This window comes from Mycobacterium hubeiense (assembly GCF_002838065.1).
Taxonomy (GTDB): Bacteria; Actinomycetota; Actinomycetes; order Mycobacteriales; family Mycobacteriaceae; genus Mycobacterium; species Mycobacterium hubeiense.
Genome location: NZ_PIZU01000003.1, coordinates 254,670 through 270,043 on the forward strand (window position 1 = coordinate 254,670; position 15,374 = coordinate 270,043).

General features: G+C 67.5%; 12 protein-coding genes. 6 read left to right on the plus strand and 6 right to left on the minus strand.

All coding sequences use genetic code 11. The features are described 5' to 3' along the window. The 3 genes from CWS39_RS04585 to CWS39_RS04595 form a co-directional block, all read right to left on the minus strand. A complete protein-coding gene (locus tag CWS39_RS04585) occupies positions 1-765 on the minus strand; it encodes an STAS domain-containing protein (RefSeq protein ID WP_233213354.1) in 765 nt (254 codons plus the stop codon). 84 nt (positions 766-849) lie between these two features. Next, a complete protein-coding gene (locus tag CWS39_RS04590; protein ID WP_431306084.1) occupies positions 850-1,287 on the minus strand; it encodes an Hsp20/alpha crystallin family protein in 438 nt (145 codons plus the stop codon). Positions 1,288-1,341: 54 nt separating this feature from the next. Beyond that, entirely contained in the window at positions 1,342-2,913 is a 1,572-nt protein-coding gene (locus tag CWS39_RS04595; protein ID WP_233213355.1) for a lipase maturation factor family protein, read from the minus strand. Between the two features lie 112 nt (positions 2,914-3,025). Between CWS39_RS04595 and CWS39_RS04600 the strand changes: the two genes are divergently transcribed. The 5 genes from CWS39_RS04600 to CWS39_RS04620 are packed head-to-tail and all read left to right on the plus strand — an operon-like array spanning position 3,026 to position 10,584. After that, positions 3,026-6,934: a Pls/PosA family non-ribosomal peptide synthetase gene (locus CWS39_RS04600; RefSeq protein ID WP_102141710.1), complete on the plus strand. Its 3,909-nt coding sequence runs from the start codon at positions 3,026-3,028 to the stop codon at positions 6,932-6,934. Beyond that, on the plus strand, positions 6,931-8,259 hold the full coding sequence (locus CWS39_RS04605) for a M1 family metallopeptidase (protein ID WP_102141711.1): 1,329 nt from the start codon (positions 6,931-6,933) through the stop codon (positions 8,257-8,259). Before CWS39_RS04600 ends, CWS39_RS04605 begins: the two co-directional genes overlap by 4 nt. Next, positions 8,217-9,506: a hypothetical protein gene (locus tag CWS39_RS04610; protein WP_199177957.1), complete on the plus strand. Its 1,290-nt coding sequence runs from the start codon at positions 8,217-8,219 to the stop codon at positions 9,504-9,506. The genes CWS39_RS04605 and CWS39_RS04610 overlap by 43 nt, the downstream gene beginning before the upstream one ends. Before the next feature lie 53 nt (positions 9,507-9,559). Then, a complete protein-coding gene (locus tag CWS39_RS04615) occupies positions 9,560-10,246 on the plus strand; it encodes a glycosyltransferase family 2 protein (RefSeq protein ID WP_102141713.1) in 687 nt (228 codons plus the stop codon). After that, on the plus strand, positions 10,243-10,584 hold the full coding sequence (locus tag CWS39_RS04620; protein ID WP_102141714.1) for a DUF2304 domain-containing protein: 342 nt from the start codon (positions 10,243-10,245) through the stop codon (positions 10,582-10,584). Before CWS39_RS04615 ends, CWS39_RS04620 begins: the two co-directional genes overlap by 4 nt. A 96-nt stretch (positions 10,585-10,680) precedes the next feature. Here the strand turns inward: CWS39_RS04620 and CWS39_RS04625 are convergent, their stop codons facing one another. Continuing rightward, a complete protein-coding gene (locus CWS39_RS04625) occupies positions 10,681-11,631 on the minus strand; it encodes an NAD-dependent epimerase/dehydratase family protein (protein ID WP_102141715.1) in 951 nt (316 codons plus the stop codon). 50 nt (positions 11,632-11,681) lie between these two features. Here CWS39_RS04625 and CWS39_RS04630 point away from each other — a divergent pair, with 50 nt between their 5' ends. Next, on the plus strand, positions 11,682-13,442 hold the full coding sequence (locus CWS39_RS04630; protein WP_102141716.1) for a hypothetical protein: 1,761 nt from the start codon (positions 11,682-11,684) through the stop codon (positions 13,440-13,442). A 9-nt stretch (positions 13,443-13,451) separates the two neighbouring features. Here CWS39_RS04630 and CWS39_RS30000 read toward each other — a convergent pair whose 3' ends face one another. Continuing rightward, a complete protein-coding gene (locus CWS39_RS30000) occupies positions 13,452-14,987 on the minus strand; it encodes a PPE domain-containing protein (RefSeq protein ID WP_158240318.1) in 1,536 nt (511 codons plus the stop codon). Positions 14,988-15,053: 66 nt separating this feature from the next. Beyond that, a partial coding sequence (locus CWS39_RS04640) for a hypothetical protein (protein ID WP_233213356.1) occupies positions 15,054-15,374 on the minus strand: 321 nt, incomplete at its 5' end.

Here is a 15,374-nt window from a genome sequence, read left to right on the forward strand (position 1 = left end):
TCAGACGTCGGCCGTCCGAGAAATGAGCGCCCACACCGTCTTACCCGTGGTTGTCGGCGCGTTGCCCCATGCGTCGCAGACCGCCGCCACCACTTCCAGACCGCCGATGCGGCCCCGGGTGGCGCTGGCTTCGCGCCGGATCGCGACGGCGCTGCTGGTGTCCTCGACGGCGACGATCACCGATGACCCGTCGGTCTCCAGCCGGATCGCCACCGCGCCACCGGCGTGCGCGACGGCGTTTTCCACCAGCACCGCCGCCACCGACCGCACCGCCGGGATGAGTTCGGGTTTGGACCACGCCCGCAGCCATTCGGCCGTCAGTTCACACGCCCGCCAGATGCTCGGCTGACCGCGCATCAGCTCGGCACGGGCGTGCAGGCGATAGCGGTGCCGCCCGGTCCGCGACACCTGCGCAATCGCTGACTCGACCGTCGGATGCACCGGGACGTGGCGACTGATCTTGCTGTCCGCCAATGCTTCTCGACGATAACGGTGGCGATAGCAGACGAGCGCCACGGGGACGTCGGGCCAGCGGCTGACATGCCAGCGGGCGCTGCTGAACACGGTCCACGCGGAGGTGGCCGGCACCGACAGCTCGTTGACGTCCACGATGACCGCGAGGGGCCGGCTCAAGGCCGCCCCAATGATGGTGTCGCGCAAGGAAAGATAGGTGTTGCTGTCGAGCACACCTCGCACCGTGAGCACGCAGTGGTCATCGACCATCGCCTTGGACACCTGAAGGATTCCGGGCTGATCAATCTGCATGGCCACATCCCCAACGATCACGGCAAGGGGCGGGGCCGCTCCGCGGTCGGTTGGGTGAGCGGCCCCAAGGTCCCGCAAGCCTCGTCAGGCGCTGATTGCCTCCCGCAATCCTGGTACGACGGCGATCTTGCGCGGTTTGGCCGCCTCTGCCAACGGCAGCGTCACGCGCAGCACCCCATCGCTGTAGTCGGCTCTGACCTTGTCGACATCGATCCGGCTGTCCAACTGCAGCCGCCGCGTGAACATCCCGACGGGGCGCTCGGCAACCAACCGGGTGCGGTCGTCGCCCGCGTCGGGCCGCTCGGCGCGGACCGTCACCGCGTCGCCCTCGACGCTCACGTCCAGCGAGTCCTCGGAAATACCGGGCAGGTCGAACTCCGCCACGAACTTCTCACCCTCGCGCCAAACATCCATCGGCATCGTCAACGGGCGGGACGGGGTGCCCGCCGCGGTTCCCCACAGCCAATCGGTAAGACGGTCAAGGTCACGGAAGTATGGGTCGAGCCCAAACATCGTCGTCACCTCCAAGCAATCTATGCTTCTTTAATAGATAACCTATTGTGATCGATGCATATTTCAGTCACCGGCCTTGGGTGGCTGAGCCGTTTTCGCGAGCGCCACCGGCAGCAGGTACTCCCCCACCAGCGTGCGGTGCCACCATGCCCGGTCGTGCCGTAGCTCTTGCCAGGTGGTGAAGCGGTACCGGTAGAACAGCGCACGCACGAAGCGCGGGGGCTCGTCGGGGAACGGATTGTGCCGCAGCAGGCGCAGCGTCGCCCGGTCGTTCTTCAGAAGACGCACGATGAACGGACCCAGCCAACCCTCGGCGTATGCCGGCGAGATGGCGGCGAACCACATCAGCCAGTCCAGGCGCAGGTGGTAGGGCGCCCATTGCCGCGGGACCCGACGCACCGAGCCGGGCTTGCCTTTGAACTCGTATTCCTTCCACACGGTCTCTTCGGTGATCTCCGGTTCATCGGTGCCCTCCACCACGACTTCGAAGCGTGTCCGGCCGACGCTGCCGAACGCCCCGTAGGTGTTGACGAGCCGGAACGGGTTGAACGACAGGTTCATCCGTTGGTGGTGCGACAACATGTTGCGCACCGGCCAGTAGCTCAGGAACGCGACGAGCACCGTGAAGGCGATCACCAGCACGACAAACCAGGCCGGCGGATCGGGCAGCGCGGGGTCCTGTGGCACTGGAAGGAACTGCGACGCAACGGGATTGGAGATGGCGCTGCACGCCAACACGATGGTGATCCAGTTCAGCCAGGCGAAATTGCCCGAAATCACCAGCCACAGCTGGGTGACGATGATGATCGCCGCGGCGATGCTCGACACCGGTTGAGGCGCGAACAACCCGAACGGCACCACGAGTTGGGCGAAGTGGTTGCCCGCCACCTCGACGCGATGCAGTGGCTTGGGCAGATGGTGGAAGAACCAGCTCAGCGGACCGGGCATCGGCTGCGTTTCATGGTGGTAGTACAGGCACGTCAGGTCGCGCCAGCACCGGTCGCCGCGCATCTTGATCAGTCCGGCGCCGAACTCGACGCGGAAAAGCAGCCACCACGCCAGATACATCGTCAGCACCGGCGGAGCGACGCTGTCATTACCCAGGAAGATCGCGAGGAAACCGGCCTCGAGCAGCAAGACCTCCCAGCCGAACGAGTACCACGACTGCCCGACGTTGACGATGGACAGGTAAAGCACCCACAGCACCAGCCACATCAGCATCGCCGCCCACAGCGGCACGACGTCGGCCAGCCCGGCAACGATCGTCGCCGACAGCGCCGCGCCCACCCAGGACACCGCCGCGAAGAAGCGGTCGGAGTAGTGCAGATAGAAGATGCTGGGCGCCNACAGCGGCACGACGTCGGCCAGCCCGGCAACGATCGTCGCCGACAGCGCCGCGCCCACCCAGGACACCGCCGCGAAGAAGCGGTCGGAGTAGTGCAGATAGAAGATGCTGGGCGCCTGGCGGAAAGACTGCAGTTGCAGGAACCGCGGGATGGGCTGCATGCCGTGCTCGCCGATCAGGGCGCGGAATTGGCGGGCGGCGGCGACGAAGGCGATGAGGTAGAGGGCGGCAAGGCCGCGTTCCAGTACCAGCCGGCCGAACCAGTACTCGGGTGCCGTGAACCATTCCATGGTCGCAACTCCTCACCACCACCATTGTGGCGAAGTCGCGCGCCGGTGGGCCGATCCGCGACACCCGTCTCGGCGCCGCGCTGACAGGCAACCCGCTTAGTACGTTGTATGCGTGGCTGGGGATTCTGTGACCGACGTTCCGGCTCAGTACGTGCTGTCGCCATACGCCCCCGAACCACGCACGCTCGTCGACATCCTCTACGACACCGCCGCGCGCTATCCCGACGCGCCGGCCATCGACGACGGCACCGTGCAACTCACCTACGGCGAGCTGATCGCCGACATCGAGGAATCCGTCGCGTGGCTGGCCGCCCGGGGCATCGGCCGCGGCGACCGCATCGGCATCCGGATGCCGTCGGGCAGTTACGCGCTGTACGTGGCGATTCTCGCGACGCTGGCCACCGGTGCCGCGTACGTGCCCGTCGACGCCGACGATCCCGACGAGCGGGCGGCGCTGGTGTTCGGCGAAGCGGGTGTGGTGGCGGTGATCACCGAGCAGGGACTCATCCGCGCGGCCGGCGCCTCCCGCGGCTGGCGCGCCGCACGCCCGTTGGCGCGCGACGACGCGTGGATCATCTTCACGTCCGGGTCCACCGGCACGCCGAAGGGTGTCGCGGTGATGCATCGCAGCGCCGCCGCATTCGTCGACGCCGAAGCGCAGATGTTTCTGCAGCACAACCCGATTGGGCCGGGCGATCGCGTGCTGGCCGGGTTGTCGGTGGCGTTCGACGCGTCGTGTGAGGAGATGTGGCTGGCCTGGCGGCACGGCGCCTGCCTGGTGCCGGCGCCGCGATCGCTGGTACGCAGCGGGATGGACCTGGGCCCGTGGCTGGTATCCCGCGACATCACCATCGTGTCGACGGTGCCGACGTTGGCGGCGCTGTGGCCCGCCGAGGCGTTGGAAGCGGTGCGGCTGTTGATTTTCGGCGGCGAGGCCTGCCCGCCGGAGCTGGCGGCGCGACTGGCGGTCGACGGTCGCGAGGTGTGGAACACCTACGGCCCCACAGAGGCCACGGTGGTGGCGTGCGCGGCCAAGCTCGACGGTCGCGGCCCGGTCAGCATCGGGTTGCCGCTGCCGGGCTGGGATCTGGCGGTGGTCGACCGCAACGGCGTGCCCGTCGGCAACGGCGAGGTCGGCGAACTCGTCATCGGCGGGGTCGGTCTGGCCCGCTATCTCGACCCCGACAAGGACGCCGAGAAATACGCCGCGATGCCGACGCTGGGCTGGGACCGCGCGTATCGCAGCGGCGATCTGGTGCGTCTGGAATCCGACGGCCTGTACTTCATGGGCCGCGCCGACGACCAGGTCAAGGTCGGTGGACGTCGCATCGAGTTGGGCGAAGTGGACGCCGCGCTGGTGAACCTGCCGGGTGTGTCCGGTGGGGCGGCCGCGGTTCGGCATACCGCCAGCGGCGCCCCGCTGTTGGTTGGATACGTCGCCAGTGCCGACCCCGAGTTCGACGTGGCGGCGGCGCGCGCCGCGCTTGCCGAGACGCTGCCCGCCGCGCTGGTGCCGCGGCTGGTGCTCGTCGACGAACTGCCGACCCGCACCTCGGGCAAGGTGGACCGCGACGCGCTGCCGTGGCCGGTCGCGGAGGACGACGTTCCGGAGCTGGCCGGCACGGCGGGCTGGCTGGCCGGGTTGTGGCGCGACGTGCTGGGCGCCGCGGTCGACGGGCCCGAAGCGGACTTCTTCGCACTGGGCGGCGGCTCGCTGTCGGCGGCTCAACTCGTCGCGGCGCTGCGGCAGCGCTACCCGCAGGTGACAGTCGCCGATCTCTACGACCACCCACGGCTGGGCTCGCTGGCCGGATTCCTCGACGACCTCGACCCGCCGCCGCAGGTGAAAACCCGTGTGGTGAAGCCTGTTTCGCGGTGGACGCAGGCGGTTCAGCTGGCATTGTCGTTGCCGCTGGCCACGTTGACCGGTTTGCAGTGGGTGGTGTGGCTGGCGCTGGTCAACAACGTCGTCAACGCCGTGCGCCCGATGCCGTGGCTGGTCAGCGTGAACTGGTGGTGGATCCTCGGCGGCTTCCTGCTGTTCGTGACACCGCTGGGCCGGATGGGCATCGCGGTGCTGTTCGCCCGCATGCTGCTCACCGGTCTGCAGCCGGGCACGTATCGCCGCGGCGGCTCGGTGCACCTGCGGGTGTGGCTGGCCGAACGGCTGGCCGAGGCCAGCGGCGCGGAGAATCTGGCCGGGGCGCCGTGGCTGGTGTACTACGCCCGCGCGCTGGGCAACAAGGTCGGTAAGGGTGTCGACCTGCATTCGACGCCGCCGGTGACGGGCATGCTGACGCTGGGCCATCGCTGTTCCATCGAGCCCGAGGTCGACCTGTCCGGCCATTGGATCGACGGCGACCGCTTTCACGTCGGCCCGATCACCGTCGGCAACGACGCGACCGTCGGTGCCCGCACCACGCTGCTGCCTGGGTCCGTCGTCGGCAAGAACGCGGACGTCGCACCGGGTTCCGGCGTCGTGGGCAAGGTGAAGAGCGGCCAGTACTGGAAGGGCTCGCCCGCGGTGAAGTCCGGCAAGGCGCGCCATCCCTGGCCCGATCACCGACCGCGCCGGGCACCGCTGTGGGTCGCGGTGTACGGGCTGACGTCGGTGGTGTTGAGCGGATTGCCGTTGGTGGCATTGGCCGTTGGTCTGGTGGTGATCGGCTGGGGTGTTCGCGACGCCACCTCGTTGACCGCTGCCATCCTGCCCGCCGCGCTGTGGACGCCGGTCGCGACGCTGGCGGCGCTGATCACTTACGCGGGGTTGACGATCCTCGGGGTGCGGACATTGGCACTGTGGCTGCGTGAGGGCTATCACCCGGTGCGCAGCCGCGTGGGCTGGCAGGTGTGGGCCACCGAACGGCTGATGGACGCCGCCCGCAACTACTTGTTCCCGCTGTACGCCAGCCTGCTGACACCGTGGTGGTTGCGCGCGTTGGGCGCGAAAGTCGGTCAGGGCACCGAGATTTCGACCGCGCTGCTGACCCCGAAGTTCACCGTCGTGCAGGACGGGGCATTCCTCGCAGACGACACCATGGTGGCGTCCTACGAGCTGGGCGGCGGCTGGATTCACGTCGCCCCGGCGACCATCGGCAAGCGCGCATTCCTCGGCAATTCGGGCATCACCCAGCCCGGCCGCAAGGTGCCCGACGACGGTCTGGTCGCCGTGCTCTCGGCAGCACCACACAAGGCGAAGAAGGGCTCGTCGTGGTTGGGCAGTCCGCCGGTCCGGTTGCGCCGCAAGCCCACTGCGGCCGACGCCTTGCGCACCTTCCACCCGCCACTGCGGCTGAAGTTGATGCGCTCGGCGGTTGAAACGTGCCGGCTGATACCGGTGATGGTGACGTTCACGATCGGCGTCGCAGTGTTGTTCGCGCTGCAATGGCTGGCGGTCTCGTTCGGCTGGCTGTGGGCGGCGCTCGGCGGCGGTGTGGTGCTGCTGGCCGCAGGGGCTCTCGCGGGTGCGGTCGCGGTCATCGCGAAATGGGTTGTGGTCGGGCGGATTCGGGCGATCGAACATCCACTGTGGTCGGCGTTCGTCTGGCGCAACGAGGTGTCGGACACCTTCGTCGAGACCGTCGCCGCCCCGTGGTTCGCACGTGCGGCCAGCGGCACCCCGGTGATGAATCTCTGGCTACGGGCGCTGGGGGCGAAGATCGGGCGCGGCGTCTGGTGCGAGACATACTGGTTGCCCGAGGCGGACCTGGTCACCCTCGGCGAGGGCGCCACCGTCAACCGCGGTTGCGTGGTGCAGACGCATCTGTTCCACGACCGCATCATGCGGATGGACACCGTGGTGCTCGAGCAGGGTGCGACGCTGGGGCCGCACTGTGTGGCGCTACCCGCGGCGCGGTTGGGCGCCGGCGCGACCGTCGGCCCCGCGTCACTGGTGATGCGCGGCGACGAAGTCCCGCCGTCGACCCGCTGGCAAGGCAACCCGATCGCGCCGTGGAACGTGTTCCGCAAGAAGCACCGCGACACCCGGGCCGACAAGGCGCCCAAGGAATCCGCCGCGTGACGAGATCCAAGAAGAAGGCTTCAACTGCTCCCGTCATCGACCCGTACCTACCGGGCAACGGCAACTTCGGCTACCGGGTGTCGCGCTACGAACTGGACCTGGAATACAAGGTCGCCATCAACCGGCTGTCCGGCACTGCGACCATCACCGCGGTGACGTTGGCGGCGCTGCGCACGTTCACGCTGGATCTCTCGGACGCCCTCACGGTGAGCAAAGTGTCGGTGAACGGCCGCCGCCCCTCCCAGTTCAGCTGCGCGGCAGGAAAACTGCACATCGGGTTGTCCTCCCCGCTTCCGGCCGGGGCCGCGATGACCATCGTCGTGCGCTACAGCGGATCCCCTCGGCCCATCAGATCCTATTGGGGCGACGTCGGTTTCGAGGAGCTGACCAACGGGGCGCTGGTCGCGGGGCAGCCCAACGGCGCGGCGTCATGGTTTCCCTGCGACGACCACCCCAGCTCGAAGGCCAGCTACCGCATCCGGATCAGCACCGAAGGCCCGTATCGCGCGATCGCCAACGGCGAGTTGGTGTCCCGCCGGGCGCGCGCCGGGATGACCACGTGGACCTATGAGCTGGCCGAGCCGACATCGAGCTATCTCATCACGCTGCAGATCGGCATGTACGACACGCATCGGCTGGCCAAGAACGGCGTGCCGATCAGCGCCGCGCTACCGGCCCGGCTGCGGCGCAACTTCGAGCATGACTTCGCGCGCCAGCCACAGATGATGAAGCTGTTCGTCAAGCTGTTCGGGCCGTATCCGCTGGCCTCCGGCTACACGGTCGTGGTCACCGACGATGATCTGGAGATACCGCTTGAGGCGCAAGGGATCTCGATCTTCGGCGCCAACCACTGCGACGGGCACCGCAGCGCGGAGCGACTGATCGCACACGAGCTGGCCCACCAGTGGTTCGGCAACTCGGTGACCGCGCGGCGTTGGCGCGACATCTGGCTGCACGAGGGATTCGCCTGCTACGCGGAGTGGCTGTGGTCGGAGCACTCCGGCGGCCGCAGCGCCGACGAGTGGGCGCGTCACTACCACCAGCGGCTGCTCGACTCGCCGCAGGATCTGCTACTGGCCGATCCCGGGCCGCGCGACATGTTCGACGACCGGGTATACAAGCGCGGCGCACTGACGCTGCACGTCTTGCGAGGCCGCATCGGTGACGAGAAATTCTTTGCGCTGCTGCGCGATTGGACGAGTCGGTACCGTCACGCCACCGTGCTGACCGACGACTTCACCGGATTGGCTGCCAACTACGCCGACGACTCGCTGCGCGGGCTGTGGGACGCGTGGCTGTATTCCAAGGACGTGCCGGCGTTGTGACCGATGTCGGCGGTCCTCCCGCGACGGGCCCGATCACCCGCGGCAGCGTCGCGCGCGTCGGCGTGGCCACCGCGCTCACCGCGCTGTGCGGGTACGCGGTGCTGTATCTGGCCGCCCGCGACCTGGAACCGGAGGGCTTCTCGGTGTTCGGCGTGTTCTGGGGCGCATTCGGACTGGTCACCGGTGCCGCCAACGGGCTGCTGCAGGAGGCCACGCGCGAAGTGCGGTCGGCGCAGTCCACTGACGTTGCCGTAGGGCCGCGGACGCACCCGATGCGGGTGGCCGCGATGGTCGGTGTCGTTGCGGCACTGGTGATCGCGGGGAGTTCGCCGCTGTGGTCGTCGCACGTGTTCGTCGAATCACCGTGGCTCAGCGTCGTTTTGTTGAGCGTCGGGCTGGCCGGATTCTGTGTGCACGCAACGCTGCTCGGCATGCTGGCCGGGGTGAACCGCTGGACCCAGTACGGATCGCTGATGGTGACCGACGCCGGCATCAGGGTGGCCGTTGCGGCGGCGACGTTCGTCGTCGGGTGGGGTTTGGTCGGCTATTTGTGGGCCACCGTGGCAGGCGCGGTGGCGTGGCTGCTCATGGTTCTCGCGTCGCCGGCGGCCCGGGCGGCGGCGCGACTGCTCACCGCCGGCGGGGCGGTGACTTTCCTGCGCGGCGCGGCGCATTCGATCACCGCCGCGGGCGCCAGCGCGATTCTGGTGATGGGTTTCCCGGTGCTACTCAAGGCGACATCGGGCGATCTCGGAGCGGCGGGCGGTGTGGTGATTCTGGCGGTGACGTTGACCCGGGCGCCGCTGCTGGTGCCGCTGACCGCGATGCAGGGCAATCTGATCGCCCATTTCGTCGATCAGCGCGACGAGCGGTTGCGGGCGCTGGTGGCACCGGCCGCGGTGGTCGTCGGCCTCGGGCTGGTGGGTGTGGTGGCCGCGGGGTTGCTGGGGCCGTGGCTGTTGCGGGCGGCGTTCGGGCCCGAATACCGGGCCGACGGAGCGCTGCTGGCGTGGCTGACGGCGGCGGCGGTCGCGATCGCGTTGTTGACGTTGACCGGGGCCGCGACGGTGGCGGCGGCGCTGCATCGGGCGTATGCGCTGGGGTGGGTGGGTGCGACGGTTGCGTCGGTGCTGCTGCTGTTGCTGCCGGTCAGCTTGGAGACGCGCACGGTGGTCGCGCTGCTGTGCGGGCCGCTGGTGGGAATCGCCGTGCACTTGGCCGCGCTTGCCAGAGGACCCGCAGGTTGACGGAGCGGCGTCGGCCGCGACATTGAGCAGGCGTGTAACTTAGTCGCATCGACATGCGTTACCACGACGTTTGGATCGTCGTCCCCGCCTTCAACGAGGCGAGCGTCATCGGCGACGTCATCTCCGACGTTCGCTCCGTTTTTGCTCACGTGGTGTGTGTGGACGACGGCAGCCGCGACGGCACCGGCGACATCGCGTTGCGGGCGGGCGCGCATGTGGTGCGTCATCCGGTGAATCTGGGCCAGGGCGCGGCGATCCAGACCGGCGTCGAGTACGCCCGCCGTCAACCCGGCGCGCAGGTGTTCGTGACGTTCGACGCCGACGGCCAGCATCAGGTCAAAGACGTCGTCCGGATGATCGACCGGTTGAGCGCCGAGGACGTCGATCTGGTGATCGGCACCCGGTTCGCCGGCGTCGTCAGCCGCACGCCGGTGGCGAAGCGAATATTGTTGCGGTTGGCGGCATCTCTGAGCCCGCACAGCCGCAAGCTGGGTTTGACCGACGCGCACAACGGGCTGCGGGTGTTCAACAAGACGGTGGCCGACGCGCTGAACATCACCATGAGTGGCATGAGCCATGCCAGTGAGTTCATCGCGCTGGCGTATGAAAACGGTTGGCGGGTAACCGAAGAGCCGGTCGAGATTCTCTACACCGACTACGCGAAGTCCAAGGGCCAGCCACTGCTCAACGGCGTCAACATCCTCTTCGACGGACTGCTGCGAGGGAGGCTATCCCGATGAACTGGATCCAGGTGTTGCTGATCGCGTCGGTGCTGGCGCTGCTGGTCTATCTGTTGCGGTCACGCCGCAGCGCGCGGTCGAAAGCGTGGGTGAAGGTCGGTTACATCGTGTTCGTGATCGTCAGCATCTATGCGATTCTTCGGCCGGATGACACCACCGTCGTCGCGAATTGGCTTGGCGTAGACCGTGGAGCGGATCTCATCACCTACATGCTGATCGTCGCGTTCGCGTTCACCACGTTGAGCACCTATATGCGGTTCAAGGACATCGAATTGAAGTACGCGCGGCTGGCGCGGGAAGTCGCGTTGCAGAACGCGCAGGTGCCCGACGAGCGCTGAGTGGCGCGTCGATAGCCACAGCCGTCACAACGGCCACACTGGCACCTGGAGCGATTGGTATATGCCTCTGAAATGCGGTGGCGCCGGCGATACCACTTATCCGGATTGCTCGTGGACGTCGCGGAAGAACGCGACGGTCCGGGCGATCCCGTCGTCGAGCGTGACCTGCGGCCGCCACCCCAGCACTTGTTCGGCGGCGCTGATGTCGAGGCACGATCGTTTCAGGTCGCCGAGCCGCGGCGGGTGAAATTCGGGATCGTCGGGCGCGCCGAGGGCCTTGGCGATCGCCGTATGGAGTTGGCGCACAGAGGTTTCCACCCCCGTCCCGACGTTGAACCGCTGCCCGCCGCCCTGGTCGCCGGATGCTCTGACGAAGGCGTCGACGACATCGTCGACGTAGACGTAGTCGCGGGTGTCGGTGCCGTCGCCGAAGATCTTGGTGGGGCGGCCAGCCAGCAGCGCCTTCGCGAAGATGGCGACGACGCCGGCCTCGCCGTGCGGGTCTTGGCGGGGGCCGTAGACGTTGGCCGGTGCGATGTGCGAGCAGTCCAGGCCGTAGAGGTTGCGGAAGGTGTTGAGGTAGACCTCGCCGGCGACCTTGCCCGCCGCGTACGGCGACGCGGGGTCGGTGGGGATGGCTTCGCTGGTCGGGTAGGTCGGCGGGGTGCCGTAGATCGATCCGCCCGAGGAGGTGTGGATGACTTTGCGCACCCCGGCGCGGCGGGCGGCCTCGGCGAGGCGCACGGTGCCCACCACGTTGACCGAGGCGTCGAACGGCGGGTCGTCGACGGACACGCGCACGGAGATCTGGGCGGCCAGGTGGTAGACGACCTCGGGCTTGGCGTCGGCGAGCAGGCCGATCAGGTCGGCGTCGACGATATCGGCCTTGACGAAGTCGCAGTCCGCGTGCTGTTCGGCTTTGGCCAGGTTGGCGGCACTGCCGGTGCTGAGATCGTCGAGGCCCACGACGGTGTGTCCGTCCGCGAGCAGGCGGTCTACCAGCGTCGATCCGATGAAGCCTGCTGCTCCCGTCACCAGTGTTCGCACGGGGTCACCATACCGACGGCAGCTGTGCGGCTTCCGTACAGTCGGCAAGCGTGAACTGGGTCGCCCGCACCGCCGTCGCGTTGATCGCGGTGCAGTTGCTGATCCGTGGGGTGCTGGCGTTCGGCGGCTATTTCTACTGGGACGACCTCATCCTGATCGGCCGCGCGGGTACGCAGAATCTGCTGTCGCCGGGGTATCTGTTCGACGACCACGACGGCCACGTCATGCCGGCGGCGTTCCTGGTCGCGGGGGGCATCAGCCGGCTGGCACCGCTGAACTGGATCCTTCCGGCAGTGAGCTTGGTCGTGCTGCAGCTGTTGGCGTCGCTGGCGTTGCTGCGGGCGTTGTACGTCATCCTGGGCTGGCGGCCGGTGCTGCTGCTGCCGCTGACGTTCGCATTGTTCACGCCATTGGGTGTGCCCGCGTTCGCGTGGTGGGCGGCGGGGCTGAACTCGCTGCCGATGCTGGCGGCGCTGGCGTGGGTGTGCGCGGATGCGATTCTGTTGGTGCGCAACGGGAATCAACGCTATGCCGTAACTGGTGTGCTGGTGTATTTCGGTGGGCTGCTGTTCTTTGAGAAGTCGGCGGTGATTCCGTTTGTGGCGTTTGCCGTCGTCGCGTTGTTGTCCTATGTGAACGGCTCGGGCGTTGCGGTGGTGTGGCGGCGTGGTTTTCGGCTGTGGGCGTGGTCTTTTGCACTCACCGTGGCGTGGGTCGTCGTGTATCTCATCGTCGTCGACGAGAAGCGGTGGAGCTTCGACGTGGCGATGACGTGGAACCTGTTGAGCAGGTCGGTCACTCACGGGATCGTGCCGGGACTGGTTGGGGGGCCGTGGGATTGGCAGCGTTGGGCACCGGCATCTCCTTGGGCGACACCGGGTCTTGCGGTGATGGTGCTGGGCTGGGTGGCGCTGGCGGTGGTATTCGCGGTGTCGCTGATTCGCAAGGAACGTATTTGGCCGGTGTGGCTGGTGGCGGCGGGATATGCAGTGGCATGCCAGATCCCGATCTATCTGTTGCGCTCGTCGAGGTTCACCGCACTCGAGTTGGCGCAGACGCTGCGGTACTTGCCGGATCTTGTCGTGGTGCTGGCGCTGCTGTTGGCGGTGGGATTGTGCGCACCGAACCGCCCAGGATCCGACTGGCTGAATGCGTCGCGGGCGCGGACGGCGGTAATTGCCGGTGCAACAGGGGCTTTCGTGGCGAGCAGTCTGTATTCGACGGCGACGTTTTACACGATATGGCGGGACAGCCCGGTGCCGGCTTACTTGCAGAATGCGCGGGCAGGGCTGGCGGCGGCACATGCCGAGTCGTCGGCGCCGATGTTGGATCAGGAAGTGGACCCGTTGATCCTGCAGAGGGTGGTGGCGCCGGAGCATCTGGCGAGCCACATGTTTGCCCTGCTGCGCGATCGACCTGAATTCGCTAGCACGACAACGGAACTGCGGATGATCAATGCGCAGGGACATGTGGTGGATGCGCATGTGACGTGGGTGCGCGCGATCACGCCGGGGCCGGCGCCGCAGTGCGGCTACTTCATCCAGCCCGATTTTCCGGTGCGTGTGCCGTTGGATGGGCCGCTGCTGCCGGCGGATTGGACGGCGGAGATCAACTACCTTGCCAACACCGAGGGCTCACTGAGCATGTCGCTCTCCGAGGGAAGCGAGACAAGGGTGCCCGTGCGGCCGGGCCTCAACCGGGTGTACGTGCGGCTGTCCGGTGCCGGGAATGTGATCAACGTGCGGGCGAACACCGCCGCGCTGTCGGTGTGCATCTCGCCGGGGCCGGTCGGATTTGTGGCACCGAGGTAGCTGGGGCTCCTACTTGTCCGTGCTGTCCTGCGCTTCTTTTCGCTGGCTTCGGGGACGCTGGCCGATAATAGCTTCGGTCCAGGGACGGTCCTCGGTGTAGAGATCTTCGTCGGGCGCGAGGTTGGGGTCGCGACGTTTCTCTTTGCCTTGGTTCTGGGCGCCGTGGCCCATGCCACCCATCGGGCCCATGCCGCCCATCATGCCGCCGCCGGGCGACGCGCCGCCCGGAGCCGCGCCGGCCCGGGCGCCACCTCCGGGTTGGGATGGCGCAACCGTTTCGGCGGTGACCGCTGGCCCCATGGGCGAGGCCGGCGAGCCACCGCCACCACCACCGGCACCTCCACCACCGGCACCTCCACCACCGGCGCCAGCACCACCGCCACCACCGCCGAAGCTGGCGGGTTGGAGGCTGGGGTCGTCTAGCTTTGACGGGCCGGTATCGCCGCCACCGGGCAGACCACCGGGCATCCCGCCTGGCGCGCCGCCAGAGGGAGCTCCACCACCAGACGGCGCCCCGCCACCGGATGGTGCGCCACCCCCGGCCGGTGATCCCGACTTCGGTTGTGCTGCAGCGGTATCCGCGCTGGCCGGTGATACGGCCGGCTTATCCTGCGGTGCCCCACCCGCGGGGCCACCGCCCCCGGGGCTGCCGTCGCCACTCCTTTGGGTTCCCGGCCCTGTCGCCGATGACCGCCCGAACGGCGGATTGGGCACCGGCGGCATATCCGGGCTTTCCTCCCGCGCCAGCGTTTCGCGGACTTCAACGGATTTCTGATGCTCGGCTTCCATGGCCTTGGCGATGGCGTTGATGTCAGCCTGATTGCGCGTCGTCCCCGCCAGCGCATCGTCCATTGCGTCTTCCAGGGACTTGTACGCCTCATAGATCGGGTGATGATCGGTCACCGCTTTGTTGTGGGCGTCCCTGATGGCCCTCGCCGCGTCGGCGTAGTTACCCCACGCCGCCGAGAGGTCGTCGATCCAGGCGCGGAACTTGTTGAACTTCGCAAACGCCGCATCCGCGGCGTCGCCTTCCCAATCGCCTATCTCAGGGTCGGGCGCGGCGGCCTTAAGGGCGGTTTGCGCGTTCTCCGCGGCCGTCACCGCGTCGTTCAGTGACGCGGTGTCACCTGGGTTGTGCAGCATCTCCTCGGTGTCAGGCACCGATGCGGCCCCATCGGCGACAACAGACTGCGGCGGCGGCTGCGACGGCGGCAACTGCGGCGCAGGAGTATCGGGCTGCCGAATTGTCACGGCCTCCACCCGCTGCAATCGTTCAATCGCATCTTGGGACGCCTCGTCGACTTCCCTATACGCCTGGGCGCAACTACCTATTGTCTCGCCCAAGCGCATGCTTTCTTGCTTGGTGGCTTCGGTGTACTGCTGTAACCATTCCCCATAGGCGTTGAGATTGGCGATCGCCGTTTGCGTCGACCCCAACCCGTCCGGCGGAGTGGCTTTCGGGATGTCCTTCGGCCAATCTCTGCCCTTGATCCACTGGGCCCGCTTTTCCAATTCCTCAGCGGCAACCCTGATCTTGTCACCCATACGTCCACCTCGCACGATCGTCGTGACCGAAAAGGCCTCGGCCGCAGCTGAATTTCGTCGCCACCGTCACAACTCCCGCCGGTCCACGTCATCGGGACTGTGGAATAAGTGCGGATCCTTACTGAGGTCGAAGCCCACATGGGCGCACAGCCCGTAGAACAGCCGATACAGACGGCGGTGCGTCGCCAACTCTAACCGGTACAACCCGTCGACATAGGAGTTGAACTCCGGTGAGGCAGCCACCCCACCGGCGCCGTCGAGATCGACCCGCAAAGGGTTGCGGTGAGTTTCGGCGGCCAGGCACATCCCGGCGATGCCCATTACTTGGTAGTCAGGCCGTGTCGAGTGAAAGAGCATGTCCCGAGTCTCGTGGAACTTGGGTGACGG